At 69.3% G+C, this 26,188-nt stretch carries 23 protein-coding genes, 2 tRNA genes, 6 pseudogenes, 1 riboswitch and 1 other annotated feature; of the genes and pseudogenes, 11 read left to right on the forward strand and 20 right to left on the reverse strand.

Going from position 1 to position 26,188, the window contains the following annotated elements:
* Positions 1-9: 9 nt before the first annotated feature.
* On the reverse strand, positions 10-1,089 hold the full coding sequence (locus tag AB1K54_RS08690) for a DUF2235 domain-containing protein (RefSeq protein ID WP_371202354.1): 1,080 nt from the start codon (positions 1,087-1,089) through the stop codon (positions 10-12).
* Between the two features lie 203 nt (positions 1,090-1,292).
* On the opposite strand from AB1K54_RS08690, the gene AB1K54_RS08695 reads away from it, so the two are divergent.
* Both AB1K54_RS08695 and AB1K54_RS08700 read left to right on the forward strand, forming a co-directional pair.
* On the forward strand, positions 1,293-3,155 hold the full coding sequence (locus tag AB1K54_RS08695) for a hypothetical protein (RefSeq protein WP_371202355.1): 1,863 nt from the start codon (positions 1,293-1,295) through the stop codon (positions 3,153-3,155).
* A complete protein-coding gene (locus AB1K54_RS08700) occupies positions 3,155-4,438 on the forward strand; it encodes an MBL fold metallo-hydrolase (protein ID WP_371202356.1) in 1,284 nt (427 codons plus the stop codon). Before AB1K54_RS08695 ends, AB1K54_RS08700 begins: the two co-directional genes overlap by 1 nt.
* Before the next feature lie 187 nt (positions 4,439-4,625).
* On the opposite strand, the pseudogene AB1K54_RS08705 reads toward AB1K54_RS08700, so the two are convergent.
* Positions 4,626-5,039, reverse strand: a pseudogene (locus tag AB1K54_RS08705) (MarR family winged helix-turn-helix transcriptional regulator); the annotation flags it as partial.
* A gap of 118 nt (positions 5,040-5,157) precedes the next feature.
* On the opposite strand from AB1K54_RS08705, the gene AB1K54_RS08710 reads away from it, so the two are divergent.
* The 4 genes and pseudogenes from AB1K54_RS08710 (at position 5,158) to AB1K54_RS08725 (ending at position 7,973) form a co-directional block, all read left to right on the forward strand.
* A complete protein-coding gene (locus AB1K54_RS08710; RefSeq protein ID WP_371202357.1) occupies positions 5,158-6,333 on the forward strand; it encodes an MFS transporter in 1,176 nt (391 codons plus the stop codon).
* 11 nt (positions 6,334-6,344) lie between these two features.
* Positions 6,345-6,614, forward strand: a pseudogene (locus tag AB1K54_RS08715) (ISL3 family transposase); the annotation flags it as partial.
* 77 nt (positions 6,615-6,691) lie between these two features.
* A riboswitch (SAM riboswitch) is annotated at positions 6,692-6,808 on the forward strand.
* A gap of 24 nt (positions 6,809-6,832) precedes the next feature.
* Positions 6,833-7,429 carry a hypothetical protein gene (locus AB1K54_RS08720; protein ID WP_371202358.1) on the forward strand — a complete coding sequence of 199 codons (597 nt, stop codon included), beginning with the start codon at positions 6,833-6,835 and terminating at the stop codon, positions 7,427-7,429.
* Between the two features lies 1 nt (position 7,430).
* On the forward strand, positions 7,431-7,973 hold the full coding sequence (locus tag AB1K54_RS08725; protein ID WP_371202359.1) for a hypothetical protein: 543 nt from the start codon (positions 7,431-7,433) through the stop codon (positions 7,971-7,973).
* Positions 7,974-8,182: 209 nt separating this feature from the next.
* Here AB1K54_RS08725 and AB1K54_RS08730 read toward each other — a convergent pair whose 3' ends face one another.
* Positions 8,183-8,833 carry a type IV toxin-antitoxin system AbiEi family antitoxin domain-containing protein gene (locus AB1K54_RS08730; RefSeq protein ID WP_371202360.1) on the reverse strand — a complete coding sequence of 217 codons (651 nt, stop codon included), beginning with the start codon at positions 8,831-8,833 and terminating at the stop codon, positions 8,183-8,185.
* A 57-nt stretch (positions 8,834-8,890) separates the two neighbouring features.
* Between AB1K54_RS08730 and AB1K54_RS08735 the strand changes: the two genes are divergently transcribed.
* From AB1K54_RS08735 to AB1K54_RS08745, 3 genes are all read left to right on the forward strand, one after another.
* The gene (locus AB1K54_RS08735) at positions 8,891-9,427 is read left to right on the forward strand and encodes a hypothetical protein (protein WP_371202361.1); all 537 of its coding nucleotides are present in this window, start codon (positions 8,891-8,893) and stop codon (positions 9,425-9,427) included.
* Between the two features lie 280 nt (positions 9,428-9,707).
* Positions 9,708-10,325, forward strand: coding sequence for a phage major capsid protein (locus AB1K54_RS08740; protein ID WP_371202381.1), 618 nt, complete (start codon positions 9,708-9,710; stop codon positions 10,323-10,325).
* A gap of 220 nt (positions 10,326-10,545) precedes the next feature.
* Positions 10,546-11,079, forward strand: a complete 534-nt coding sequence (locus tag AB1K54_RS08745) for an HIRAN domain-containing protein (RefSeq protein ID WP_371202362.1) — start codon at positions 10,546-10,548, stop codon at positions 11,077-11,079.
* On the opposite strand, the gene AB1K54_RS08750 is transcribed toward AB1K54_RS08745, so the two are convergent.
* From AB1K54_RS08750 to AB1K54_RS08815, 14 genes and pseudogenes are all read right to left on the reverse strand, one after another.
* Positions 11,080-11,259: a hypothetical protein gene (locus AB1K54_RS08750; RefSeq protein WP_371202363.1), complete on the reverse strand. Its 180-nt coding sequence runs from the start codon at positions 11,257-11,259 to the stop codon at positions 11,080-11,082.
* A 113-nt stretch (positions 11,260-11,372) separates the two neighbouring features.
* Positions 11,373-11,552, reverse strand: a pseudogene (locus tag AB1K54_RS08755) (IS3 family transposase); the annotation flags it as partial.
* 47 nt (positions 11,553-11,599) lie between these two features.
* A pseudogene (locus AB1K54_RS08760) lies at positions 11,600-12,010 on the reverse strand (transposase); the annotation flags it as partial.
* Positions 11,619-11,732, reverse strand: a sequence feature (AL1L pseudoknot). It overlaps the preceding pseudogene by 114 nt.
* Positions 12,011-12,202: 192 nt before the next feature.
* A tRNA-Met gene (locus AB1K54_RS08765) sits at positions 12,203-12,276 on the reverse strand.
* A gap of 36 nt (positions 12,277-12,312) precedes the next feature.
* Positions 12,313-12,384, reverse strand: a tRNA-Thr gene (locus AB1K54_RS08770).
* Positions 12,385-12,461: 77 nt separating this feature from the next.
* Positions 12,462-14,399 (reverse strand): peptidoglycan DD-metalloendopeptidase family protein, encoded by a 1,938-nt coding sequence (locus tag AB1K54_RS08775; RefSeq protein ID WP_371202364.1) that lies wholly within the window; start codon positions 14,397-14,399, stop codon positions 12,462-12,464.
* 183 nt (positions 14,400-14,582) lie between these two features.
* Complete coding sequence (locus AB1K54_RS08780) at positions 14,583-15,440, reverse strand: inositol monophosphatase (RefSeq protein WP_371202365.1); 858 nt, start codon at positions 15,438-15,440, stop codon at positions 14,583-14,585.
* Positions 15,441-15,811: 371 nt separating this feature from the next.
* The gene (locus tag AB1K54_RS08785) at positions 15,812-15,997 is read right to left on the reverse strand and encodes a DUF6226 family protein (protein WP_371202366.1); all 186 of its coding nucleotides are present in this window, start codon (positions 15,995-15,997) and stop codon (positions 15,812-15,814) included.
* A 57-nt stretch (positions 15,998-16,054) separates the two neighbouring features.
* On the reverse strand, positions 16,055-16,327 hold the full coding sequence (locus AB1K54_RS08790; RefSeq protein ID WP_371202367.1) for a hypothetical protein: 273 nt from the start codon (positions 16,325-16,327) through the stop codon (positions 16,055-16,057).
* 5 nt (positions 16,328-16,332) lie between these two features.
* Entirely contained in the window at positions 16,333-16,455 is a 123-nt protein-coding gene (locus AB1K54_RS08795; protein WP_371202368.1) for a hypothetical protein, read from the reverse strand.
* 314 nt (positions 16,456-16,769) lie between these two features.
* Positions 16,770-17,846 (reverse strand): hypothetical protein, encoded by a 1,077-nt coding sequence (locus AB1K54_RS08800; protein ID WP_371202369.1) that lies wholly within the window; start codon positions 17,844-17,846, stop codon positions 16,770-16,772.
* Between the two features lie 207 nt (positions 17,847-18,053).
* A pseudogene (locus AB1K54_RS08805) lies at positions 18,054-19,282 on the reverse strand (acyl-CoA dehydrogenase family protein).
* A complete protein-coding gene (locus AB1K54_RS08810) occupies positions 19,282-20,298 on the reverse strand; it encodes a phosphotransferase family protein (protein ID WP_371202370.1) in 1,017 nt (338 codons plus the stop codon). Before AB1K54_RS08810 ends, AB1K54_RS08805 begins: the two are co-directional and overlap by 1 nt.
* Positions 20,295-21,053, reverse strand: coding sequence for an SDR family oxidoreductase (locus tag AB1K54_RS08815; protein ID WP_371202371.1), 759 nt, complete (start codon positions 21,051-21,053; stop codon positions 20,295-20,297). The genes AB1K54_RS08810 and AB1K54_RS08815 overlap by 4 nt, the downstream gene beginning before the upstream one ends.
* Positions 21,054-21,195: 142 nt before the next feature.
* Between AB1K54_RS08815 and AB1K54_RS08820 the strand changes: the two genes are divergently transcribed.
* Positions 21,196-21,804, forward strand: coding sequence for a TetR/AcrR family transcriptional regulator (locus tag AB1K54_RS08820; RefSeq protein WP_371202372.1), 609 nt, complete (start codon positions 21,196-21,198; stop codon positions 21,802-21,804).
* Positions 21,805-21,983: 179 nt separating this feature from the next.
* Here AB1K54_RS08820 and AB1K54_RS08825 read toward each other — a convergent pair whose 3' ends face one another.
* The gene (locus AB1K54_RS08825; protein ID WP_371202373.1) at positions 21,984-22,796 is read right to left on the reverse strand and encodes a DNA polymerase beta superfamily protein; all 813 of its coding nucleotides are present in this window, start codon (positions 22,794-22,796) and stop codon (positions 21,984-21,986) included.
* A gap of 83 nt (positions 22,797-22,879) precedes the next feature.
* On the reverse strand, positions 22,880-23,506 hold the full coding sequence (locus tag AB1K54_RS08830) for a VWA domain-containing protein (RefSeq protein ID WP_371202374.1): 627 nt from the start codon (positions 23,504-23,506) through the stop codon (positions 22,880-22,882).
* 144 nt (positions 23,507-23,650) lie between these two features.
* Between AB1K54_RS08830 and AB1K54_RS08835 the strand changes: the two genes are divergently transcribed.
* Positions 23,651-24,565, forward strand: a complete 915-nt coding sequence (locus tag AB1K54_RS08835) for a helix-turn-helix domain-containing protein (protein ID WP_371202375.1) — start codon at positions 23,651-23,653, stop codon at positions 24,563-24,565.
* 86 nt (positions 24,566-24,651) lie between these two features.
* Here the strand turns inward: AB1K54_RS08835 and AB1K54_RS08840 are convergent.
* Positions 24,652-25,949, reverse strand: a pseudogene (locus AB1K54_RS08840) (ISL3 family transposase).
* Between the last annotated feature and the right edge of the window lie 239 nt (positions 25,950-26,188).

Below are 26,188 nucleotides of genomic sequence, written 5' to 3' on the forward strand. Positions count from 1 at the left end.
TCCGGCCGGTCAGGGCCGCGAAGACTGCCAGTCCGGATCGACCCAGGTCACGTTCTCGGGCTTCGGGTAGCCCTTGCTCGCCGCCCGCACGAGAACGCTCGAGTGCACGGCGGCACCGGGCGGGATGCGGCGATGGCGCGTGCCGAGCAGGAACCACGCCCAGCCCCGCTTGTGCAGTGTGGCCTCGGCGTCGGCCGCCGACACCGCGCACGCCGATGCGAACGCCTTCGGGCGCACGAGCAGCCCCTCGGCGACCGCGCCGTCGACGATCCACTTCAGCGCGATCTTCGACAGCTTCGGGTCGGGCCGGGCCTTCCCCCGCGCAGCCGCGGGCGCGTTCGCGGGCCTCGGGTCGTCGAACGTGCCGCCGACGTCGGAGTGGACCCCCGCGAACCACACCTCCTCGAGCGAGCCGTCCGTGCGCGGATCGACGAGGTACTCCTTGAACGGAGCCCGCCGCTCGTCGATCGACACCGCGTGCCGCACGCGGTGCGCCGGCTCTGCCGCACGCGTGTACGGCCAGGTGACCGTCCACTTCAGCAGGCCGGCGGCCTTCACCGTGTCCCACACACCGAGGTACGCGACCGGCAGCGTCGACCTGCCGTCCAGGGTCTGGGCGAACACCTCCGCGGTCAGGTGCACCTCGTCCCAGTCGATCCTCTTCTCGCCGCCGCGGCGCGCGTACGTCGAGGTGACGTACGGCACGAGGTTCTCGGTTCCGGGGCGCAGCAGACCGACGGTCTGCAGCATCCCGAGCAGCGCCCGCGCGGTGTACGCGCCCCGACTGAACCCGAAGACGAAGATGCGGTCGTCGGGCCGCCAGTTCTCGGCGAGCCACGTGTACGCCTCGCCCAGGTTCTGACGCATCCCGGTGCCGAAGGCCAGGCCGCCGAGCCTCGACAGAGCGCGCGCGACCGGCGTCCACGCGCCGGCGGAGGCGAACGTCCCGACGCCCGGGTCGTAGTACGCGATCTGCTCGGTCGGCTTGGAGTGATCGAGCAGCTTGTACAGCAGCAGCACGTTGGTGTTGCCCTTGGCGCGCAGCTGCGCGCCGGTGCCGTCGAGGCAGATGACCAGGTTCCTCGCCACGTCGCCCTCCTTGGCCCGCCGAACCCGAATCGGTGCATGAGAGCGACGGATGCCGCCTCCTTGGCGCTCAGTATGTTCCCGAACGCGCCCGGCGGAAAGAGTGTCGGTGCGGGCATCTGTTCAGCACCGGTCGCCGGGACTATGTTGGGCCCCATCCGGCGGGGAACCGGGGGGTCGCGCACGAAGCACGCGGGGGGTTCGCCATGCTGCAGACGCACAACACGCCCGAGGTTCGCGCGCCGGACCGGCGACGGCTGCGGGTGTTCGCGTTCGATCCGATGCGCTCGCGCCTGAGCGGGCAGTTCCTCGAGCTCAGCATCCCGTTCGAACGCAAACTCTCTCCGGGACCCGTCGGCGAACTGTTCGAGGTCGTCGACTACGACGCGCGGCGCGACGTCTGGTATTCGCCGGTCGACCTCGACGATCCGCTGGTCCTCGCGCAGTCGGGGCTTCGGCCGTCCGAGAGCGACCCGCGCTCCCACCAGCAGATCGTGTACGCCGTCGCCATGAGCGTCATCGAGCGGTTCGAACGCTTCACCGGGCGGCGCTTCAGGTGGCGCGGCGACGAGCGGCTGAGGCTCGTGCCGCACGCCTTCTACGGGCGCAACGCCTTCTTCGACCCCGAGCGGCGCGCGGTGCTGTTCGGCTACTTCCGCGCCGACGAGACCGACACCGAGGCGAACCTGCCGTCGCAGCTCATGTTCACGTGCCTCTCGGTCGACATCATCGCCCACGAGGTCACCCACGCGATCGTCCACCGGGCAAGGCCCCTGTTCACGATCCCCACCAACGCGGACGTGTTCGCGTTCCACGAGGGCTTCGCCGACGTCATCGCGCTGTTTCACCACTTCCTGTTCCGCGACATCGTCGAGGAGGCGGTCGCGCAGTCGCGCAGCGAGCTCGAGGACGCCGCCGCGCTGTTCGCCCTGGCGAACGAGTTCGGCCACGCGACCGGGCGCGGCGGCCCGCTCCGCTCCGCGCTGGAGGACTCGCGCACGGGCACGGCCGACCCGCGCGCCTTCCTCGACTCGACCGAGCCGCACGAGCGCGGCGCGATCTTCGTGTCGGCCGTGTTCGACGCGTTCCTGATCACCTTCAAGGAGCAGATCCGCGACCTTCGGCGCCTGGCCACCGGCGGATCCGGCGTGCTCGGCGACGGCGAGCTGTCGCCCGACCTCGTGCGCCGCATCGCGGCCGAGGCGAGCCGGAATGCCGAGCGCATCCTCGGCATGGTGGTGCGCGCCTTCGACTTCATGCCGCCCGTCGACGTCACGTTCGGGGACGTCGTGCGCGCGATCATCACGGCCGACCGCGACCTCTTTCCCGACGACGCGCTCCTGCTGCGGGCGCACCTCGTGGAGTCGTTCCGCCGTCGCGGCATCTTCCCGCCCGGGGTCGTCTCGCTCGCCGATCAGGCGCTGCTGTGGCGAGCGCCCGTGTCGGCGCTCAGCCTCGCGACCGGTCGCACCGCGGTGGACCTCAGCCAGCTGATCCTCGATTCCACGGTCAAGCTCGACCCGAGCGCATCGGCCACCGCTGTCGCCGGCTCCACGGCGCAGGCGCGCTCGAGCAGGCTCTACGGCGAGCTGTTCGCGTGGGCGAAGGAGCATGCGCTCGAGCTGGGGCTGGCCCCAGGCGTCGGCACGCTCAAGGTCGAGGGGCTCCACGTGGCGTTCCAAACGGCGGTCGACGGGCAGCCGCGGCCGCGGATCATCGCCCAGGTCGTGCAGCGTCGCAAGGATCTCGAGATCGGAGCGGACCCGAACACCCGCACGCGCGTGTACGCGGGCTGCACGATCGTCGCGAGCATCGACGGCTCGGTGTCGTACGTGGTGCCCAAGTCGCTCCCCCTCGCCGACGAGTCGATCCTCGATCGGATCGCCGACCCCGAGCTGGCCGGCTTCGTGCGCCACCAGCACCGCGAGGGCATACAGCGACTGAAGGGCATCCGGGACTGGGAGGGCACGATCGAGCAGGACGACCCGCTCGCTTCGTGGCTGAACGCCTCGCCGCTGTCGCGTCTGACGTTCGCGAATCTGCATGCCCCGGCGGAAGGAGACGAGTGATGCCCGCCCCCACGACGGTGACGATCCGGATGTACAACCCGGGCTTCGGCGACTGCTTCCTCGTCACCGTGAAAGAGCACGACAAGACCTGGCGGATGCTGGTCGACTGCGGCGTGCACAGCCACGGGCGCTTCAAGGTGAACGGCCAGTCGCGCGGGATCGGCGAGATCGTGGGCGCGGTCATCGACCAGCTCTCGGCGGAGGCGGCCGACGGTCAGCCGGCCGTCGACGTGGTCGTGGCGACCCACCGCCACGCGGACCACATCTCGGGCTTCGCCGAGGACGCCTGGAACGCCGTCCGCGTCGGCGAGGTGTGGGTGCCGTTCGTCGAGGACCCTGAGGATCCCGACACGCGCGCGCTCAAGGGCGACCTCGGCGAGGCCGCCAAGCACCTGCAGGCGCTCGTCGCACGGGCCCGCAAGGCGCGGCCGGGCAGCCGCTCGCTCGCGCTCGCACTGGACTTCGCCGCGAACTCGTCCGGCAACGCCCTCGCCACCAAGCGCCTCGTGGAAGGCGAGTTCGCCAACCGCGGCACGGTGCGGGTGCGGTATCTGCCCTCGCGCGAACCCGCCGAGAACGCGATCCCCACCGGCATCGACGGCGTCACGGTGCATGTGCTCGGCCCGTCGCGCAAAGCCGAGCTGCTCAAGCGGATGAACCCACCCGCGTCAGTGCGCTGGCTCGAGGACGCCGACCACGAGGCGCTCCCGGCGACCGATCGCGAGGACCTCTTCGACACGATGTACCGGGTCCCGCGCGACGAGGTCGAAACGCGCATACCGGAGGAGCTCGTCAAGACGCGCAACTCGCTGCGCCTGAACGAGATGGCCTACGACGAGGACTCGCTCCTGGCGGCGGCATCCGTTCTCGAAAGATCCGTCAACAACACCAGCGTGTTCTTCGTGCTCGACGTGCACGGCAGCCGATTCGTGTTCGTGGGCGACTCGCAGCAGGGCGCGTGGGACCACGTGCTCGACGACCCGGCGGCACGCCGGCTCGTCACCGACGCGACGTTCTACAAGGTCGGGCACCACGGCTCGCACAACGCCACTCCCCGGCGCTACGTGGAGGAGATCCTGGGCGACGACGCGACGGCGATGGTCCCGGTCGGGTTCGTGCGCGCGTGGGCCGACACGATCCCCAACGCGCACCTGCTCGAGGGCCTCGCCGAGAAGCACATCCGCATCATCCGCGCCGACTCGCCGCACATCGACAAGGACGTCACCGTCGACGACGCGCACCAGCTGTGGACCGAGGCGAGATTCACCTGCCCGGTGGGCTGACGGGCGGGCCGTTCCTGCGCGCGGGAGCGAAGGGTTGAGCCGGGCGGGCCTTTTCGTGCTGCGCTGTGCCGCCGGTTTCATCGTCGCGCAGCTGTGCTGGCGCGGCGAGTGGTTCCACCTCGGGATCGGCAACGACACGCACGGTCTGTGACGAGGAGGACACGAGGTCGCCGGCGAACTGCTGGGCGAGCGCGGCGAGCTCCTGCACCCCGGCCGCCTTCGCGAGGGCGCGCCGGAGCGCGTCGTCGTGGGCCGGGCGCGCCTTCTCGAGCAGTGCCTGGCCCAGCTCGGTGAGCTCGGTGTAGATGCCGCGGCGGTCGTCGAGACAGAGGATCCGCGTCAGCAGTCCGCGATCCTCCAACCGGGTGACCAGGCGCGTCGTCGCCGATGCGCTGAGTGCGGCCGCACGCGCGAGCTGCTGCATGCGCATATGCCAGCCGTCCTGACGGGCGAGGGCGTCGAGCACCGTGTACTCGACGACGGACAGCTCAGCTGAGGCCTGAAGCTCCTTGCCGAGTTCCGCCTCGATCAGTGCGTGCAGCGCCGCGAGCCGCCGCCAGCCCTGTGCGCGGACCTCGACGGCGTCGTCGCTGATGCCCATGGGTGCCTCCGGAAGAGATCGTTGCTTGCGCGCACTAATTGCGTGTGCAATGATTTACCTCGCGCCTGCAACTACCAGTGTACGCAACATTCCCCGATCTGACACGAAAGGCACCGCCATGCCCATCGGACTGTTCGCCCTCGCCATCGGCGGCTTCGGCATCGGCCTCACCGAGTTCGTGATCGTCGGCCTGCTGCCCGAAGTCGCGGCCACCTTCGGTGTGGACGAGGCGACGGCCGGATGGCTCGTCACCGGCTACGCCCTCAGCGTCGCAGTCGGCGCCGTCGTCGTCACCGCCTCGACCACGCGGCTGCCGCGCAAGGCTGTGCTCCTGTCGCTGCTCGTCCTGTTCATCGCCGGCAACCTCCTGTCTGCCGTCACGCCGAGCTTCGAGGTCATGCTCGCCGCGCGCGTGATCGCCGCACTCAACCACGGCGCGTTCTTCGGCATCGGGTCGGTGGTGGCGGCATCCCTCGTCCCCGCCGAGAAGAAGGCGGGCGCGATCGCGATCATGTTCACCGGTCTGACGACGGCGAACGTTCTCGGCGTGCCGTTCGGCACCTTCCTCGGGCAGTCCCTCGGATGGCGATCGACGTTCTGGGCGATCACCGCCATCGGCGTCGTCGCGTTCTTCGGCATCCTGTTCCTGGTCCCGAAGGCGGGCACGGCCGACAAGCCCGCAAGCCTTCGCCAAGAACTGTCGGCATTCCGCTCCGGTCAAGTGTGGTTCACGCTGCTCGTGACAGTGCTCGGCTTCGGGGGCATGTTCGGCGCCTTCACCTACATCGCGTACACGCTCACCGGCGTCTCCGGCTTCGACGCCGCCACCGTGCCGTGGCTGCTGATCCTCTTCGGCGCAGGCCTGTTCGCGGGAAACATCCTCGGCGGGAAAGCAGCCGACCGCGCCCTCGACCGCACCCTGCTGATCGTGCTCGCCGCGCTCGCGGTGATCCTCGTCGTCTTCGCCCTCACCGCAGGCAGCCAACTCGCCACCTATGCGAGCCTCGTCCTGATGGGCGGGTTCGGCTTTGCCACCGTCCCGGGGCTTCAGACCCGCATCATGCAGGCCGCGCCCACGGCGCCCACCCTCGCCTCCGGAGCCAACATCGCCGCATTCAACGTCGGCAACGCGCTCGGAGCCTGGCTCGGAGGCCTCACGATCGCCGCCGGCCTCGGCTACACGTCACCCCTCTGGGTCGGTGCCGCCCTCTCCGTCAGCGCTCTCGCGGTGATGGTCGCGGCCTCCGCCCGACAGGCACGAACCGCCCCGGCGCCTGTGCCGGTCTCGGTCTGAGGCCGGGCGCACAGGCGAAGGTCATGATGCAAGCCGTGATCGACACCATCGCCAGCGGCGTCCCCGCCGCGCTCGTCGAGTTCCGCAGGCTCGGCCGCACCATGAAGCAACGCGCCGCCGACATCCTCGCGTTCTTCGACCGCCGGGAACATCGAACGGCGATCAAAGGTCGCCTCGAACACCTCCACGGCTCCGCGCTCGGCCTCCGCAACCTCACCCACTACATCGCGAGATCACTGCTCGAAGCCGGCAGTTTCAGACCCGCCTACCCTCGTTCGTGAAGAGCCGCCTCTTGCCTGCCAGGTCCGACGATTCGCTGCCCGCCCGGACGCCCGCACCGTCGTGTACGTTCGTGTCAGGTCAAGAGCGTCACCCGCAGCCTCCGGACAGGGTGACCGGCAACCGCGCCGCCCGGCACGGTGCCCTCCGGAGAAGACCCGACCTGCCGTCGACTGGCGGCAGGTAAGACGGGCGCACGCCCCTGTCCTCAGGAGCCTTCATGAGCGACTGCCGCATCCACGACAAGACCTGCATCGTCTACCGGGCCGGTCACTGCCTGCATCCGATCCAACTGCGACATCTGCGCGAACGACCGCAACACTGGCGCGACGGCATGGTGGCCGACGTCGAGCGGCAGACTGCGACGATCACCTACGTCCACGAAGCCGCCACGATCTCGGTGTGGCACCACATGCCGCTCGACCGTTGGCTGATCGTCGGCGAGCCCGTCTCCGTCCACGAGAACCTCAACACCCTTCAGATCGGCAACCGACTCCTCTACGTCGAGGTCACTCTCCGGCGGCTCTTCGACGAGCTGTTCCCGCACACCCGTGAAGTGCAGGCTGCCTATCGCGCTGCGCAGCCCATGTTGCTGGTGGAGGGCGGCACCGCGAACCCAGGCACGCTGGGCGCTGCATTCGACTACGCGACGCGCTTCGCACTCGACCCAATGTACGACGCGAACATCGCGCGCGTGGGTTTCCTCAGCGATGCCGAAGCGGTGTCGAACATCACTGCTGTCAACGCCGTCGCGCAGGTCGCGCAGGCGATCGGTGATCGGGTGACGGCCATCGTGGGCCCTGGCGCTGCTGACTGAGGTGTACCGCATTGGGCTTCTCGGTCGCTCGCCGTTGCGAGAGCTTGTCGATGCCGGAGAGATGCAGCCACAGCGACTCATCGATCTCGCGCCGCAGGATGCCGTTGACCAACTGACGTCCATGGACGAGACTGCACGTACAGCCCTGTTCTCTCACCTCAGCGGCCCTCACGTTCTTGGGCCGACGTTCGACGGCTCGGCACTATGCGCCGCCGATAGCGATGTGATCGCGGGAGGCCTGCTCCTGGATCTCAAGACGGGCCTCGGCGGCAAGGTGAAGCGCCCCGGCGGACGAGCGGACTATCTCCGGATCCGCGACCTGCGCCATATCATCGGCTACCTGCTCTTCGACCGCTCAGATGCACACCGCATCGATCATGTGGGCATCTACTCGGCGCGGTTCGGGCACCTCGTGACGTGGCCGGTCAGCGACGTGCTGGAGACACTCGCGGGCCGTCCTGTGGACCTCGCCGATGTCCGCGAACGGACCTGGCGTGCTCTGGGCGGCGACTCGAGCTCCGACGGAACGAAGGGCGATCGATGATGGATACGGCAGTGTTCGCTCGTCGGCTCTCCGATGACGACGATCTCGCGCTGATGTCGATGCTCTCGACACGTATCGATCCCTCATGCGCGCCAACGAGGACACCGCGGCGTCGATCGAAGAGTCCGAGTACTTCAGCTGGGTCATTGCGAAGCTCGGCGATCTCCTGAGCGCCTCGACGCCGAATGACGTCTCTCGCCCGGTCTCCGTCATGCCCGAAGGCGAGCACGCATGGACTCGTCCGCTCCGGCGTCGAGCAGTAACCGGTCAGCGAACGCGACGCCGGACTCCACGTCACTGCGCCGTGCTAGCGGTTCGAGCAGCTCGGCAAGACGTCGAGGCCAGAGCAGCACGCCACGCTGCATCGCATCTCTGAGAGCGTCGGCGACCAGCGAGAGGTCCTCCCCCGCTTCGACGAGGTCGGCTACGGCGCGCTCGACTGTCATCGCCGGGAGCCCGTGAACACGTGTCACATCGACGTCCTCGAGCCGGCGAATGCGCAGCCGAACGTGCGGCAGACGTGTCGTTCGCCGCTCGGGTGTGACGAAGTCGCTGTCTGACGGGAACCAGTCGCCGACGCCATGGAGCGCCGCCGCCGACTTACCTGCCGCGACGACGGTCCGCGCCGCTCCCCCGAGCGCGAGCCAGTTCACCCGAATCGTGTCGATCGCCAAATCATCGGCGGCAGGAGCACCAGCCATACGATAGACGCCTTGCGCCATCCGCTCAACTGCGCCGGCTGACGCGAAGCGGCTCAGAGCTGCCCTTGGAACCCCGGCCCCGCCCGCCTGCTGAGTCGTGAACATGCCCCACTGCCCCGCGCCGATCTCGCCCAGAGCGGCAATGCTTCGGAACGACATACAGCATTTATATCGCATAGCGTCACAAATGTGGGACGTGCGAACTACGGTGGAACCGTGAGCTTCCGTCCCGCTGATCGTGTCTACGTCGACGAGTCCAAGGCGCGCGGGTATTACGTGGTGGCAACGGCATCGGCCGTCGGGGACGTTCAGACCTCGGATCGAGCCCTGCGGGCGCTGCTCAAGCCCGGCCAACGGCGCATCCATTTCAAGAGCGAGAGCGACAGTCGCCGACGCCAGCTGCTCTCGCGCATGTGCGAGCTCGAGGTGCGCGTGTCCGTATGGATAGTGCGACAGCGCTCAGACAAGGAAGCCCGACCGCTCTCGCTCGGCGCGCTCGCTGAGCAGGCTGCCCGCAACGGCGTTGCACAGCTCATCATCGAACGCGACGAGTCGCTCGAGCGCGCCGACCGCCGACTGATAGCCGAAGTCCTCCGGCGCGCCGGTACGTCCGACATGCAGTACCGGCACGCCATGCCGCATGAGCACCCGATGCTCTGGGTCAGCGACGCCGTGGCATGGTGCTACTCGAACGGCGGCGACTGGATCCGTCGCGTCGATGGGATCGTCAAGTCGCGCGTGACCCAGCTGTAGAAACACGTGAGCCTGGCTCGTCATACCGTCCGGAAGACTGCCAGGCTCCGAGGGCTACTGCCCGCCGTGCACTCAAGTCTACTTCGAGTAGACGAAACCGTCTAGCGTCGTTAGCCGCCACGGAGAACGTCACGAGCCTCGCCACGACGCTCCGACCAGCACAAAACCGGCACAACGCCGAACCGGCGCAAGAGTTCGACTCCCGCAGACGCGACAAACGTGTTCTCGTTCCTCCGGCAGACCGCCCGCGTGAACAACGCCGGGGCCGTGCCCGACGGCGCTGCGAAGCCGACGTCGACGTACACTTTCGGGCAGGTCGACGACACCTTCCGCGTCTACGCCAACAAGACCGAAGCCCTCGCCTGGCGCTACCTCGTCGACGTGCTGCAGGTGCAGCTCCGCGACGACACGCTCGCCGCGATCGAGCGCGACGTGCTCCGGCGACGGCGAGGACGACAGGTCCACCGGCATCCTCGAGACCTCCGGCGTGCAGGTGCAGGCGTTCACCACCGACCTGCTCACCACGCTCTCCGCGGCCAAGTACAAGCTGCTCGGCCAGGAGCGCGCGATCACCGGCTGGGCGCTCAACCCGCTCGACCTGCAGGCGCTGGAGATGCTCCGCGAGAACGGCGCGACCGGAGCGTTCCTGTTCAAGTCCCGCGCCGACATCGAGGGATTCCTCGGCCCTCCCGTCGTCACCTCGCTCGGCCTCCCGACCGGTACGGCCGTCGCCGCCGACTGGAACCGGGCCGAGCTGCTCCCCGTGGGAGACGATGAGCTGGTGTTCGACGGCAAGAACCGCACCGCGAACAACACGTTCCTCCTCATGTTCGAGGGTCGCTACGGCTTCCGCGTCAAGAAGCCCTTCGACTTCGTCAAGGTCGCCCTCACCGCGTAGCCAGACCGGGGCGGCCGCCGTGGGGACGGCCGCCCCCGCAGCTCCGCTGCGCGCATCGCCCGTCCCGTCCTTTCGCGGGGCGGGCGATGCTGTCCCGTTCGCCGGTAGTGTCTCGATCGTGGACGTACTCCGTGACCTGATCGACACCGCTCGAGCGATCCTCGCCGGGCGACAGCCTGCCGCTGAAGCACCGGCAGCGGCTCCGCGACCGAGGCCGCGCATGACCGTCGACGCGCTCGCGCGGCAGCTCCGCGCCGAGTTCCCCGACGGCATCGATGCGCCCACGCTCTGGGATCGCTGCGAGGCGGCCGGATTGGACATGGCCGACGTCGACCGCGCGATCGACGAGCAGACCTACGCTGCCGAGCGCGCGGCTCAGGTCACCCCGAGTCAGCTCGATCCCGCTGCGCTCGCCGTCGTCGACCTCACCGGGATCGAAGCGGTACGCATGCGCGTGAAGGGCACGGCGTTCGCGCTGCACGACAACGAGCGCGCCCGCTTCGGCGCGACCGAGTACCTGCTCGTACGCGAGCCGGACAACGCGCACGACCTGCACGCGATCGCGGTCTACGGTCACGGGCGGCGAGTCGGCTACGTCGCGGCGTCTCGCTCGGCTGCGCTCGCTCCACTGCTCGACTCCCTCGAAGGCGAGGCGTTCCGTGTCGGCGGTGCCGTGATCGAAGGCACCATCCCACGACTGTGGGTAGACGTACCGAGGGTGCCCGCGCTGCGCGCGTTCGCGCGCTCTCGCTGATCAGTCCATCCCGCCGCGTACCCAGTTCTGCACGCGCCAGATGACGTTGTAAAGATTCCACGGGGCGACGTCGTAGGTGTCCCAGCGCTGCCCGACGTGGGCCGTCCAGTCCGGGATGCGGCCGCAGCAGATGCGGTGTTCGGTGAACCGGTAGATCGTGTTGCAAAGCGCGCTGCGCATGGAGGTATCCCCTCGTCGGTCGCGGCCCCGGGCGGGGCTAGCGTCGGCAGCGGCTCACGCACCCATCGTATGAGAGTCATGTCAAGCCCCGGTTGGCCGGGTCGGTCGGTGAACGGGCCGGGGATCGTCGTTCGTGGCCCCTTGCGCCGCGAGATTCCGCGCAGGCCCTCCCGGCGCATCAGCCGCTCCACGGTGCACCGGGCCACGTCGTGCCCGTCGCGGCGCAGCTGCGCGTGCACCTTCCGGGCACCGTAGACGCGGTAGTTCGACCGGTGCACGGCGTGGATCTTCACGACCGTCTCCTCGTCGCTGATCGACCGCTTCGACGGCGGCCGACCCTTGGCCGCGTAGTACGTCTGCGGGGCGATCGGCAGTTCCCTGCAGATCGGCTCGACCCCGAACTCGTCCCTGTTCTCGTCGATGAACGCGATCATCTGCTCTGTGGGCGGTCGAGCTCCGCCGCGAAGAAAGCCGACGCACTGCGCAGGATCGCGTTCGCCCGCCGCAGCTCACGGTTCTCACGCTCCAGCGCGGCCAGCCGGGCAGCGTCGTCGGTGGTCGTGCCCGGGCGCACACCCCCGTCGACCTCGGCGCGCTGCACCCACCCGCGCAGCGTGTCCGCCGGGATACCGAGCTGACGGCCGACCCTGGTGCACGCGCCACGGCGGCCGCCGTCGACGTCACGCGACTCCAGCACGAGCCGGACCGCCCGCGCCTTCAACTCCGCCGGATACTTCTTCAAAGCTGGCATCGCTCCTCATCCTTTCGGGACGATCAGAGCCTCCATTCAACCCGGGGCGAGACATCATGCCTCGTGTACGGGTCGAGCTCGAGCTGCGCGTCGCGGGAATCGAATCTCTATTGCACCGATCTGCCTCTGCACTGCCACCGCGAGACCATCCAGGAATGCAGAAACCCCCGGATAACCGGGGGTTTTCATCTGTAGCAGGAGCGGGGCTTGAACCCGCGACCTCACGATTATGAGTCGTGCGCTCTCACCAACTGAGCTACCCTGCCGCGAGGCATCCGCTGTCGCGGACGACGGATGCTGCGAGCCCCGAGTCAGGATTGAACTGACGACCCCTTCCTTACCATGGAAGTGCTCTGCCACTGAGCTATCGGGGCGTGCTGCCCGCGAGCGGGCAACCAGAAAAGAATACCAGAGCCGCGGCGCCAGACTTAATCGACGGGTGCCGCATTCCTCAGCACTGGTTGTGCGCGGCCAGCCACGGCAGCGGGTCGATCGGGGTGGTGCCGTTCTGCAGCACCTCGACGTGTGTGTGGGCGCCGAACGAGTGGCCGGTGTCGCCTGTGAGGCCGATGAACTCGCCCACTTCGACCTGGTCTCCCACCTGAACCTGGCGCGAGCCGTACTCCATGTGCCCGTAGCGGGTCGAGACCAGCTGGCCGTCGATGACGTGGTCGATGACGACCGAGACGCCGTAGCCGGCGTCGCTCTCGCTCGACACGCGCACCACTCCGTCGGCGATTGCCTGGATGTGAGCGCCCTCGCCCGGCGTGAAGTCGACGCCCTCGTGGAAGCCGCCGTCGCGGTACCCGAAGCCGTAGCTCACCGGCACTCCGACGGCGAACGGCCACTGGATCGGGCAGTTCTGGTTGTTGACGAACACGTCGCTCGAGTAGTGCGAGATGCCCTGGGCGCCCGCCAGTTCGACGTAGCGTCCGGTGGTGTAAGTTCCGTCGCGCTGGATCGCGGAGTCCTGGACCGAGTTCGGCGCCACGTACGCCTGGATCTCGTCGGCTTTGATCGACCCCACGGCGACGTCGCCCGCGAGCACCGACACCGGCGCGGTGGCGGTGGTCGCCGCGACCGCGTTGGCCGAGGTCGTCATGCCCACCGTCAGAAGGCCCACGACCCCGATCACACCGACCGAGAACGACGCGCCCGTGATGCGCTTGAGCGACGCGCGCGTCAGCTTGCGACGCGGCGCCGCGTGCTCGGACGCATCGGACACGACCTCGGGCTCGGCTGCGCGCTCGGGCTCGGCGACTGCCGGGGCGGCCAACTGCACGGGCGTCGCGGCCGTGAACGAGAACAGACGCGCCGCGAGCTCGAACTCGTCATCGACGGATGCCGCGGCCGCGGCATCCGCGACCATCGGCGCAGCCTCGACGACAGCTTCGGTCTGCGCCGCCGCCTCGGCGTCGACGACCGGCTCCAGCAGCTCGAAGACCTCGACGACCGGCGCAGCCTCGGCGACGGCCTCGACCGCCGGGGGCATCGGGATCGCCTGTGCCGCAGCCGTCAGCGTGGCCTCGGCTTGAGCGGCACGCTCGGCCTCAGCCTCGGCGGCGCGCTCGGCGGCGCGACGGGCCCGGGCGGCGGCGCGGGCTGAGGACGCGGACTCGATCGGGGCGAGTGCCGAGACCTGGTCGGCGCTCGGGATGACGTGCTCGGCGGACTCGAGCTGCTCCGCCGTCATCGGCTCTGCCGGTGCCGAGACGCTCGTGGGCGCGGCGGGAACGGGGCTGGCCATCGTCGTGACGACGATCTGCTCGACCGGCATGGTCTCGATGACGGGCTCGGGCGCGATCGGCGACGGCTGCGCGGCGGCAGTCGCGTCGGTGACGGGGGCGGCCTGCTCGGCGGAAGCGGGGATGAGCACCTGCGCACCCGTGGCCGTGCGGGCGGCGCGACGCGTCATGGTGGACTCGGGCTGGGCGGCACGCGGCGTGCGCACACGGCGTGAGGTCGAGGCTGTGCCCACGCGCGGGGAGGCTTCCCTCGGCGCGTCGGCGTCGTGGGACGTGGGCGTGGGGACGGTCACCGGCTTGGGCTCCGCGGTGCGCGCGGCCGTGGCCGCCGGCTCGGCGGGAACGATGGTCTCGACCCGTTCGACGGGCTCGACCACGACGACCGGCTCGACTGAGGCAGGCGGCTCGACCGGCGGCGCCGCGGCGGCAGGCGCCCCCGGCGCGACCGTCTCGACCCTCGCTGTCGGGGCGGCGACGCGGTTCCACACGATGGCGGGACGTTCGGCGCTCGTCGAGACATCACGGCGCCGCGTATCGGCGCGCGATGGTCGGGTCTCGCCCGTGGGCACGTCGGCGTGCGCGGGTGCAGACCGGCTGGAGCGGCGCGTGGGCACGGCGTCAGCCATCGGGGGGTCAAAAGTCACTACGTGAAGGCTCTCGGGTGTTGGTCGCTCGCGGGGGGCAACGGGCGGACAATCGGGCTTATCACGAACCTTCGCCTTCGGGCGGCAAAGGTAACGATCCCGTAAACACTACCCGGGGCATCCTGAGAATGCCATGGATGAATCGGTGTCGTCGCCGAAGAAGCTCGGAACGACACGCAGAGGTCAGTCCTCGAGCGCCCGCGCGACCAGGTCGTCGAAGATCTGCGCCCCCGCCGCGACGGTGAGTGCCCGCGTCTGGCCGGGGCGCAGCGACCGGTGGAAGCGTCCGCCGGCCTCGCGCACGAGCAGTTCGCCCGCGGCATGGTCCCACGGGTTGAGTCCGCGCTCGAAATACCCGTCGAGGCGGCCCGCGGCAACCGACGCGAGGTCGAGCGCGGCCGAACCGATACGGCGCACGTCGCGCGCGATCGGCATGATCCGTGCGAGTCGGGCGAGGTCTCCGGCGTGCGTCGCGGGGTCGTAGCCGAACCCGGTGCCCAGCAGCGCACCCGCGGGCCCGACGGCGTCGTTGACGGCGAGGCGGTCCCCGCGCCCCCTCCCCGCAGCGCCGACGCGCTGTGCGGAGCCTCCGGGCGCGCGGCCCGAGCCTGTGCCCCACGCGCCCTCACCGCGTGCGGCGTGGAACTCCTCGCCCGTGGCCGCATTGCGCACCACCCCGGCGACGACGTCCCACGCCTCGGGCCGCGGCTCGCCCTCGACAGCGGCGATGCTGATCGCGTACGCGGGGATGCCGTAGGCGTAGTTGACGGTGCCGTCGATCGGGTCGACGACCCACGTGATGCCCGTGGTGCTCCTGCTGGCCTCGGACTCCTCTCCGAGGAATCCGTCGCCCGGGCGCGCCTCGGCCAGCCGCGCGCGGATCAGCGTCTCGACCTCGCGGTCGGCCTCGGTGACGATGTCGGCGACCGCGGTCTTGGTCGCCGCGATCAGCACGCCCTCGGTGCGGCGCAGGTGCGCCAGTTCGGCCGCCTCCCGTGCGATCTCGCGGGCAAGGGCTTCGAGGTCACGCGGCTGATCCATGCCCCCAGTATCCCGCCCTCCCGCCGGCCCCGCTTACGCTCGACTCATGGTCGCCCCGCGCTCGCCGCACCACGATGTCGTGATCGTCGGCGGAGGACACAACTCTCATCCTCGCCTGAACAGGCGCCCACACCAGGGGGCAGAAAACCGCATGAAATCAACGGTTTTCGAGGTCTCTAGGACATACACGTCCATCCACATACGCGCAAGACCATACTCGGTGCCCCATCGTCTGCCCCACGAGTAAGCACTCATGGAGCACTGATGCGTTCCCGGGCAGCGCGCACGGTATCCTCGGCGGTCGGCGCATGGAGCAGGCCGTCCGTGACGTGGTGCCCTTCGTCGACATCGACCTCGTAGTTGGAGACGAGTTAGCCGATGAGCGCCGCCACGACGGCATGCAGCGGAGCAAAGCGCTCCGGGTGCTCTTCTACCGAGTAGCTGTCCTCAGGCGGGGTTCCCCCGCGGCTCGCCCAGCGGTTGCCGTGCTCGATGACGTTGCCGTCATCGTCTCGGAACTCGACCGGTTCGATCTGCGGTCTCGTGTACTCACTCACGCGGACTCCCGTCCTGCTCTTCCCTTGCCCCGCGAGAAGGGCAGTGCCATCGCGCCGCTAGGCTGATGCGCTGTAACGCTGGCGTGCGGCCTCGCCGGTGGTGCCGATGGCCTCACCGACCTCGCGCCACGACAGGCGCTTCTCCCGCGCCGCGCGTACGGCGTCTGCGAGTTCGCGTTCGGCGGTGTCGCGCCGCCAGGCGGCGAGCTTGACCGCCATGACGGGCGGGATCGGGGCGTCTTGGTCGCCGGGCTTGGGTTCGTAGTTCTCGAACGCGTCCGCGAACTCGTCGGCGCGTGCCTTGATGTCTTCGATAGAGCGTGGAGCCATGATGTTCACCTCAGATACTTGGGTCGAGTCGGACGCATCGCGTGTGCGATCGCGATGATGCCGTGCCACTCGATGACCCCGACTTCGACCAGAGTGCCGGTCTCGTCGGGGCCGATGAACATGGTCATCGCATCGTCTTGCACGAAGTGCCGGACCGGGAAACGGAGCGCATGGAGCATCGCTGCATCTGTGACGCCGTGCCGGTGACCACTGTCCAGGATGATCGGTCCGACTCCATGTCGCAAGTCTACTTTTCGCAAGGTAACTTGCCAAGTGGTCGGTGTGGGCCTTGCCGACGAGAACGTGGTGAGCGCCGCGCGGGGGTTCCGATTCGGCACTCCCGCTGGAAGTCAAGACTCGCGGCTATCGGTCGCGGTGTCGTCGCCACCGCGCACGAGCGCGTGCTGGTGTGCGGATCGGGGTCGCGCCGCGGCGGCGCGGTCTACGGGCGCGGCGGCAGCGGGGGCGGCGGCGGGTAGCCGTCGTACCCGTTCGGCGGGACGGGCGGGGCGAAAGGCGGCTGCGCCTGCGTGCCGTCGTACGGCTGCGGGGCAGGCGCGCCGTACGGCTGCGAGGCGGGCGTGCTGCCGTACGGCTGCGGGGCGGGCGTGCTGTCGTACGGCTGCGGGGAAGGCGCGCCATACGCAGCGTTGGCGCCGGGCGCGGCATCCGTCGCCCACTGCTGCGGGTACTGCGCGGGGTACTGGGGCGAGGCGAACTCGGCCGGTGCAGAGGGTGCGGCCGGGTACGCCTGCGCCGTCGGGTGACCCGTGTAGTAGGCGTTCCAGTCGGGGGTGCCGTCGGCAAGCACCGGCAGCGGCGTGACGCCGTCGACATAGGTCGGCCACGTGGGCGCACCGTAGACTCCCGCGTGCGGGGCCTTCACGCGCTTCGGCGCGAACAGGGCGTTCACGAGCGGGATGAGCGCGGTGCCGACCGCCGCAAGGATCGTGACAGCCACGACGATGCGCCAGTACAGGTCCGAGAAGTCCACCCACTCGCTGAGCACGATGGGAACGATCAGCATCACCGCGAGGCCGACCACGAGCACGATGGTGACGATGGTGACGGCCCGCGTGAAGGTGGTCACGTAGCGGGCGTGCCCCTTGGTCAACAGGCGCAGGTGCAGCAGCGCGAGCTGCAGGATCAGCACGATCAGCAGGAACTTCAGGAACCGCTCGAAGCCGCTGAACGAGTAGCGCTCCGGCATCCAGATCAGCACCGCGCCGATCAAGAGCGCGATCACCCACGACGCCATGCTCGCCAGCGCGAACCAGGCCGGACGCTTCGGAGCCAGGTGTGCGTCGAGGATCGCCACACCCGCGAAAGCGGCCAACAGCAGGATCGTGAGGAACGCCCGACCGATGATGCCGTTCGAAGGCCCGATCAGCACCCACACGACGCACACGAGCGCGGCGGCTACGAGCGCGCCGATCGCGACCCAGATCGCGACCCGCAGCAGCGGGTTGCGATCGTGCTCCACAGGCTCGTGCGGTGCGTACGCGTCAGGCGCGGTCATAGCGATGACTCCCTCTCTCGGGCGACGGTCGCCCGCGACACTCATCCTGGCACGCGGGACAGACCTTCGACCATGTCGCGCCCGGCGGCGTCGGATCTCGCACCGCGCAACGCCGAACATCGCCTCCGCAGCGGCAGGAAGATTCCGGCCCCGGCCACGGGTGATGTCGTCGCGGCGCCCGCGCGGGCTCGGTGCGCCAACCCGGTTTCACACCGTGCGGCGAGCCTCCTGCCGTGCGAGCTCCGCCTTGGCGAGAGCGTTCTTGTGCACCTCGTCGGGCCCGTCTGCGAAGCGGAGGGTGCGGATGCCGGCGAACATGCCGGCGAGCGGGAAGTCCTGGGACAGGCCCGCCGCGCCGTGGACCTGCATGGCCTTGTCGAGGATCCACTGCACGGTCTCGGGCGTCGCGACCTTGATCGCCTGGATCTCGACGTGGGCCCCCCTGTTGCCGACGGTGTCCATCAGCCAGGCGGTCTTCAGCACCAGCAGGCGCAGCTGCTCGAGCCTGACACGAGATTCGGCGATCCAGCCTCGGATCACCCCCTGGTCGGCGAGCGGGCGCCCGAACGCGACGCGACCGTCGGCGCGCTCGCACATCAGCTCGACGGCACGCTCGGCCATGCCGATCGCGCGCATGCAGTGATGGATGCGGCCGGGCCCGAGCCTCGCCTGCGCGATCCCGAAGCCCCCGCCCTCTTCACCGATGAGATTCTCGACCGGCACCCGCACGTCGGTGAACGAGAGCTCGGCGTGCCCGCCGTGGTGGTGGTCGTCGTAACCGAAGACCTCCATGCCGCGTTCGATCCGCAGGCCGGGCGTGTCTCGCGGAACCAGCACCATGGACTGCTGGCGGTGTCGCGCGGCATCCGGGTCGGTCTTTCCCATCACGATGAACACCCGGCAGTTCGGATTCATCGCGCCGGTGATCCACCATTTGCGGCCGTTGAGCACGTACTCGTCGCCGTCGCGCACGATGCTGGTGGCGATGTTCGTGGCGTCGGAGGATGCCACGCCGGGCTCGGTCATCGCGAACGCGGAGCGGATGCGGCCATCCAGCAGCGGTTCGAGCCAGCGCCGCTGCTGAGCGGGAGTGCCGAACTCGTGCAGCACCTCGATGTTGCCGGTGTCGGGCGCGGCGCAGTTCATCGCGGCGGGGGCCAGGTTCGGGCTGCGGCCCGAGATCTCGGCGAGCGCGGCGTACTGCAGGTTCGTCAGCCCCGCGCCGTCCCTCCCGGGAAGGAACAGGTTCCACAGTCCACGGGCACGCGCTTCATGACGCAGGTCTTCGATGACAGGCGCGCAGTCCCACGCCCACCTGTCCTCGAGGGCCCAAGCTGCTCCTCGAACACCGGTTCGGCCGGATACACGTGACCGGCCATGAACTCCAGGAGCGCGCCGCGCAGATCCTCGGTGCGGGCGTCGTACGCGAAGTCCATCACCGGCTCCCTTCGAGCACGTCCAGGCCCGCGTCCAGCAGCGGCTCGATGGCCTCGCCGATGCCGTCGAAGCCCTCCCCGACCGTCTGACCCTGCAGGTGGCGGAAGTGGATGCCCTCCAGGATCGCCGCGAGCTTGAACACCGCGAGCGCGAGGTGGAAGCCGAGACTCGACAGATCGCGCCCCGTCTTCGCGCTGTAGCGCGCGACGATCTCATCCTCGGTCAGGAACCCCGGGGCACGAGACGCGTCCGTCACGAGCACGCTCGTCGAGGCATCCGCGAGCCGGTGGTATGTGAGCATCAGCGCCAGGTCGCTCAGCGGATCGCCGAGCGTCGCCATCTCCCAGTCCAGCACCGCGGTGGGGCGGTCGCCGGCGTCGAAGAGCACGTTGTCGAGCCGAAAGTCGCCGTGGACGATGCCCGCGGCCGACTCGGACGGCACCTGTGCCGTGAGGCGGCGGTGCAGTTCATCGGCGGCGGGGAGGTCGCGGCTGTGGGACGCGTCGAGCTGGCGCTTCCAACGATCGACCTGGCGGCGAAGATACCCCTCCGGCCGCCCGAAGCCCTCGAGCCCGACCTCGGTCGGATCGACGAGGTGGAGCTCGGCCATGGTGTCGACGAGTCGTTCAGAGATCGTGCGCGCACGGTCGGCGCCGAGCGCGATGAGCTCGGCGGCTCGGCGGTAGGGCGTGCCGGCGCAGCGCTGCATGACGTAGAACTCCGCCCCGATGACCGACGAGTCCGCGCACAGGGCATACGTGCGCGGCACGGGCACCGCGGTCTCTTGCAGCGCGGTCATGACCCGGAACTCGCGACCCATGTCGTGCGCCGTCGCCAGGACGTGCCCGAGCGGAGGCCGCCGGACGATCCACTCGCCACCGCCCCCTGTCACCACGAAGGTCAGGTTCGACTTTCCGCCCGCGATGAGCGTGGCACTGAGCGAGTCGCCCGTGCCGAGCCCGGCGGAGGCGAACCAGGACGAGAGCCGTTCGAGGTCGAGGCCGGGGGGATTCATGCCGCGCCTCCCGCGATGGTCAGCCCGCCGTCGATCAGCAGGGTCTGCCCGGTGATCCAGCTCGCGTCGTCCGAGAGCAGGAAGGCGACAGCACCGCCCACGTCTTCCGGCACACCCAGGCGCTTGAGGGGATAGCCCGCGGCGACGGCATCCTCTCGCCCCTCGTAGAGGGCAGCGGCGAACCTGGTCTTCACGACCCCGGGGGCCACGGCGTTCACGCGGACGCCCGGGCTGAGCTCGACCGCGAGCAGTTCCGTGATCGAGATCAGCATGGCCTTGCTCGCGCCGTAGATGCCGATGCCCGGAGCGGGCTTGACCCCCGACACCGACGAGACGTTGACGACGGCGCCGCCGTGCTCGGCCATCCACGCCTTGTGCGCGTGCTGGGTCCACGCCAGCGCGGACAGGCAGTTGACCTCGATGACCTTGCGCGCGATGTCGAGGTCGAGGTCGATCATCGGCCCGTACGCGGGGTTGATGCCGGCGTTGTTGACCAGGAGGTCGACGCTCCCGAAGGCCTCGAGCGCGCGACGGACCGTCTCGGCCTGGTGCTCGCCGTCGTCGGCCTTCCCTGCGATGCCGAGCGCGCGCTGCGGACCGCCGAGCGAGGCGACGGCGTCCTCGAGCGCGTCCTGACTGCGCGCCGTGATCACGACTCGCGCTCCCTCATCGACCAGCCGCTGGGCGATGGCGAGGCCGATGCCGCGACTGGCCCCCGTCACGATCGCCGTCTTTCCTTCAAATGTCTGGCTCATCCGCACCACTCTCCGTTGAATGCCCACGTAGGTGACTAAGCGCTTGCTTAGTTCTATGATGAACTCTGCACGCTGCTCGCCCATTCGTCAAATCCCTGCCGCCCGCGCGGCCCCGGGTGCCACCCCCGAAGGACTCCCGTCGATGACCGATCCGCCGCTCGCCTCGAGGGCCGAGCTCACCCGCACACGGCTCCTCGACGCGGCCATCACGGCCTTCTCCGAGAAGGGGTTCCACGCGACCACGACCCGTGACATCGCGGGCGCGGCCGGAATGAGTCCCGCGGCGGTGTACGTGCATCATCGCTCGAAGGAGGACCTGCTCCACCTGATCTCAAGACACGGCCATCGAGCCACGCTCGAGCTGGTGCGGGACGCACGCGCCTCCGCCGGCGACCCGGTGTCGCAGCTCGCGGCCGTCGCCCATGCCTTCGCCGCGTACCACGCCGAGAACCACACCGTGGCGCGCGTGCTCAACTACGAGCTCTCAGCCCTCACCCCCGCCCACCAGGACGAGATCGCCGAACTGCGAAAGGGCATCGACACCGAACTGCGTGAGATCGTCGGCGACGGCATCGCCGCCGGCCTGTTCGACACGTCCGACCCCGCGCTCGCCGCCACCGCGCTCGCGTCGCTCGGAGTCGACATCGCGCGCTGGTACCGCGAAGAGGGCGCCTGGAGCCCGCAGCAGGTCGCCGAGTTCTATTCCGACCTGGCCCTCAGGATGGTGGGCGCCCACTCCCACCCCCGCTGACCGCGGCCGCCTTCACGCGGTCGCGCAGCGCCGCCACCACGATGTGGACACCCTGCTCGAGCGCACGATCTGCGCGCGTGCGGGATGCCGGTGAGTGCCACCGCTTCGTCCATGAGCGCGAACGAGGCGGTGCGCACGTCGAGCAGACGCCGCACAACCCCGGCGTTGTCGCGAAGGCGCTACGCGTGCTGCCGCTCGAGCTCGGCGCGGAACCACGCGTCAGCCACGGCGCGTGCCCGGGCGACCGACTCGTGCTGGCCGGCCGCGCCGTCATCGAAATGCGCGGCTCGCTCGACCTCGGCGGTGGCGAAGTCGGCAAGGATCCGCGGCGGCCTGCCGTTGCCCATCTCGCGGGTGACCGCCTTCAGGTCGATGAGCTGCCGGGTGGCGCGACGGATGCCGTCACCAACCTCCGAATCGTCGAGCAGCGTCGGCAGATCCATCGGCGGGATGACGGCATCCGGGTGATCACCGAGCCAGCGGAGTGCCGCGGCCGGACGCAGCACATAGAAGAAGCGCTTGAGCGACCCGGACCCGTTCGCGAGCTTCAGCTGCTGGCGGGCGACGTGCAGGTAATGGCGACCGATGAGCTCCCGCTCCACAACCTCGCCCGCCAGGGCGAGCAGTCGATCGCGGAAGCCCTCATCGCCGTCGTAGACGATCGGCGAGCGCAGCCACTCGATCGCCGCGGCGTTGCCCTTCGCGATGAGGCGCACCGCCTTGGCCAGATCCCAGCCGTTGACGTCGAAGATGCGGTCGAGCGGCGTCTCGATGACATCCCGCGTCTTCCACAGCGACAGGTACGCCTCTGGTCGCCGCACGTAGAGGAACCGGCAGTCGTAGTCGCTGTCCGGCGACGGGAAACCCCACGCACGACTGCCGCTCTCGATCGCCCACGCGATGCGCACGTCGTGCGTGCCGGCGACATCCTGAAGGCGTGCGCCTATCGCCGCGACGATCTCACGATCGAGGGACGCAGGAATGGCGCGCATCGCCCGACCCTATCAACGAGCGGATGCCGCGACCGGCTTGCTCATCGCCCAGCGACTGAGGCTGGCGCGCGAAGGGAGCCTGATCAGCGACTCTCAGGCTTGGCCGCACCGCGCTCGGCGGCCGTGTAGCCGGTCTTGTCGCCCGCGCGGCGGCGGAGCTGCTTCGCGGTGTGGGCCGCCATCATCGGCGCGACGGAGGCGACGTCGTACGTCAGCGCGTCCTTCGCGTCGACTCCGATGCGCTGGGCCTCGAGCACGGCGTCCTGGTTGGCGCCGATGAACGAGACGTCCCAGTCATAGACATCGCGCTGCGTCTCGATGAGTCGCTTGACGTCGTGCGCCGTGTACTCACGGGACGCGTTCTCGTACCCGTCGGTGACGATCGTGACGAGCACCGTGTCGGGGCGAGCATGCTCGGGCAGAGCGGCCAGCGCGGCGCCGAAGCCTGCGAACGAGACGCCGATGGCGTCGTACAGGGCCGTCGAGCCGCGCGGCTCGAGGACGACCTTCACCTCGGCAGGGTCGGCGAACGCGTGGGTGTGCTCGATGACGTCGTCGAAGGTGACGAGGTCGACGGTGACCATTCCGGGCTGCCCGGCGTGGCCGGCGATGAGCTGGCGGACGCCGCCTTCCATATCGGTGCGGATCGACCACATCGAGCCGGAGCGGTCGAGGATGACGAGCATCGCGGTGTAGTTCGAGTCGGTCATGGGAGTCTCCTCTGCGGAAAGCGGTTGGTTGGTTATGCTCACAGTATTATCAGAACGTTTCTTTCAGCGCAATACGAGCAATGCTGTTAGCATAAGCGTGGTCGCCGACATCCGTTCTGCCTACGGTCCGGGAGGAGCCCGCGCATGAAGCCCGCATCGAAGAAGACCGGTGATGAGCAGGTCGGTCTGCGCATCGCCGCGCGCCGAAAGGCGCTGGAGATGTCGCGCGAAGAGCTCGCGTCGCAGATCGGCGCCTCCTACGCACTTGTCGCTCAGATCGAGACGGGCTGGCGGATGCCGTCATACGAGAAGCAGCTGCTCATCGCGAAGTCGCTCGGCGTCGGCCTCGATGAGGTGTTCGGACAGGCCGCCGACTTCCTGGCACCACCCGAAGACACGACTGCGACGAGCATTCCGGATGCCGCATCCGCCGCTCCCGTCGCACGTTTCGCCGCAGCGGCCGCCGCCGCGTTCCCGCTGGGGAGCATTCCTGTCGCGCCCGCAGCACAGTCCGCACCGGCTCGGCCATCGGCGCCGCTCCCCCCGCCCAAGCCGACGTTCGATCAGGTCGTCGAACGCGCCGCGGAAGGGCTTCGCGACCTCCCTGCATCGCGTCGCCTCGACGCGCTGTCGCGGCTTCAGCTCATCGTGATGCGCGAGGTCGCCGACGAAGAGCGTCGCCGCGTCGGCAGCGACCAGCACCCGTCGGGCTGGATCACCGACCTCGCCCCCGACGAGGTCTTCGTGTTCGGCTCGAACGCTGAGGGCCGCCACGCCGGCGGCGCCTCGCGCACTGCCTATGAGCGGTTCGGCGCCGAGTGGGGCCAGGGTCGAGGCCACCACGGCCAGAGCTACGCCATCGTGACGACGAGCGGGCTCAGCGTCCTCCACGACGAGGTCGCGCGCTTCCTGGTGTACGCGCGGCGGCATCCGGAGCTTCGGTTCCTTCTCACCCCGATCGGCACCGGCACCGCCGGCTACCGCACCGACGAGGTCGCGCCGCTGTTCGCCGGTGCGCCCCACAACGTGGTGCTGCCCGGCGAGTTCGAGGGCGCGTAGCGGGCGAAATCGCAACGCCCGCCAAACGACGAAAGCCCCCGTGCGGGGGCTTACGACTGACCGACCTCAATGCCTTTGTCGGCTCTTCACAAACGAGGGTGTAGCGCGGGTCTGAATCCTCCGGCTTCGAGCAGTGATCTGGCGATGTAGTGGGTGAGGTTGCGGAAGCCGAGCGCGGAGCCGCGGAGGTGCTCGAGCCGCCCGTTGATCGCCTCTGTCGGCCCGTTCGATGTGCCGGGGCGGTCGAAGAACGCGAGGATGTCGGCGGCGCGCTGTTTGAGGGTGCGGCCGAGCTTGCGGATCTCGACCAGCGCGGCGGGAACCCCGGTTGTGATCGTGGCGATCACGGCCTGCATCATCGCCTTCGCCGTGGTCTTGTCGGGCTCCCGGTAGGCGGCGACGATGCGCTGGTAGATGCCCCAGGTCGCCTCGACCTCGACATGCTCCTCGACGGCGAACACCGCGTCCAGTCGGATCTTCTGCTTGTCGGTGAGCAGGTCTGCGCCGGTGTGGAGGGTGCGGCGGGCTTTGTAGAGAGGGTCGTTCTTCATTCCGCGGCGCCCGAACAGGTCCTGCTGAACGCGCCTGCGGCACTGGTCCAACGCGTCGCCGGCGAGGCGGACGACTGGAAGGGATCCATGACCGGGACGGCGTCGGGGAGTTCTTCGGCGGCGGCGGTCTTGAAGCCTGCGAACCCGTCCATCGCGACCACCTCGATCGCCTTCGACCAGTACGCAGGGCGTGCGGCGAGCCATTGCTTGAACACTGCCTTGGAGCGGCCCTCGACCATGTCCAGCAGCCGCGCCGGGCCCGTCTTCTCACGCGCCGGAGTGAGGTCGATGATCACGGTGACGTATTTGTCGCCGAACCTGGTGTGACGCCAGACATGCTCGTCGACACCGATCGTGGTCACCCCGTCGAACCTCGTGGGGTCGTCGATCAGTCGCCGCTTGCCCTCCGCGAGGATCGCGGTGTGCCACGACACCCCGAGGCCTGCGGCGGCGCGGGAGACGGTGAGGTGGTCGACGACGATCGCGGTGAGTGCCCACCCGATCCCGCCGCGGGAGATCTTCGCCCGCGGCGCCGCCGCCCGCGTCATGTCCTGCCGCCAGGTGCGCCGGCAGTGCCCGCACCGGTACCGGCGCACCCGCACCAGCAGCGTCGTCGGCCGATGCCCGAACGGCTCATGCGCCAGCGGCCGGGTCACCGTGTCCCGCGGCACCCCCTCGGCGCCACACTTCCGACACCACGGGTCGTCCTCGACAACGCGGCACTCCAGCACCGCCCGGTCCGGCTCGAGCAGCTGGCCAACGGCTTGAAGGCCGAGCTCGTCGAGACGGCAGAACGTGGTGAGGTCAGGGGTCGCGAACGTAGGGTGGTGCACGTCGAGGTCTTCCGGCGGATGGGCAGTGTGAGAACTTCCATCCTGGAAGACCTCGACGCCTATCCGCGAACCGACCCCCGACGCCCAACTACACCGTCAACTGCGAAGAGCCCTAACCTCGGGCTTTCATGGTGGGGCGGGCTGAGTGCCGTGTGGTGAATGGGGAAAGTGCTCCTGATCTGGGAGAATAGGACTTGTCTAGAGTTCAGATTCACTCAGTTCGAGGAGCACCTTCAAGG

It is taken from the genome of Microbacterium sp. BWT-B31 (assembly GCF_041379855.1).
GTDB lineage: Bacteria > Actinomycetota > Actinomycetes > Actinomycetales > Microbacteriaceae > Microbacterium.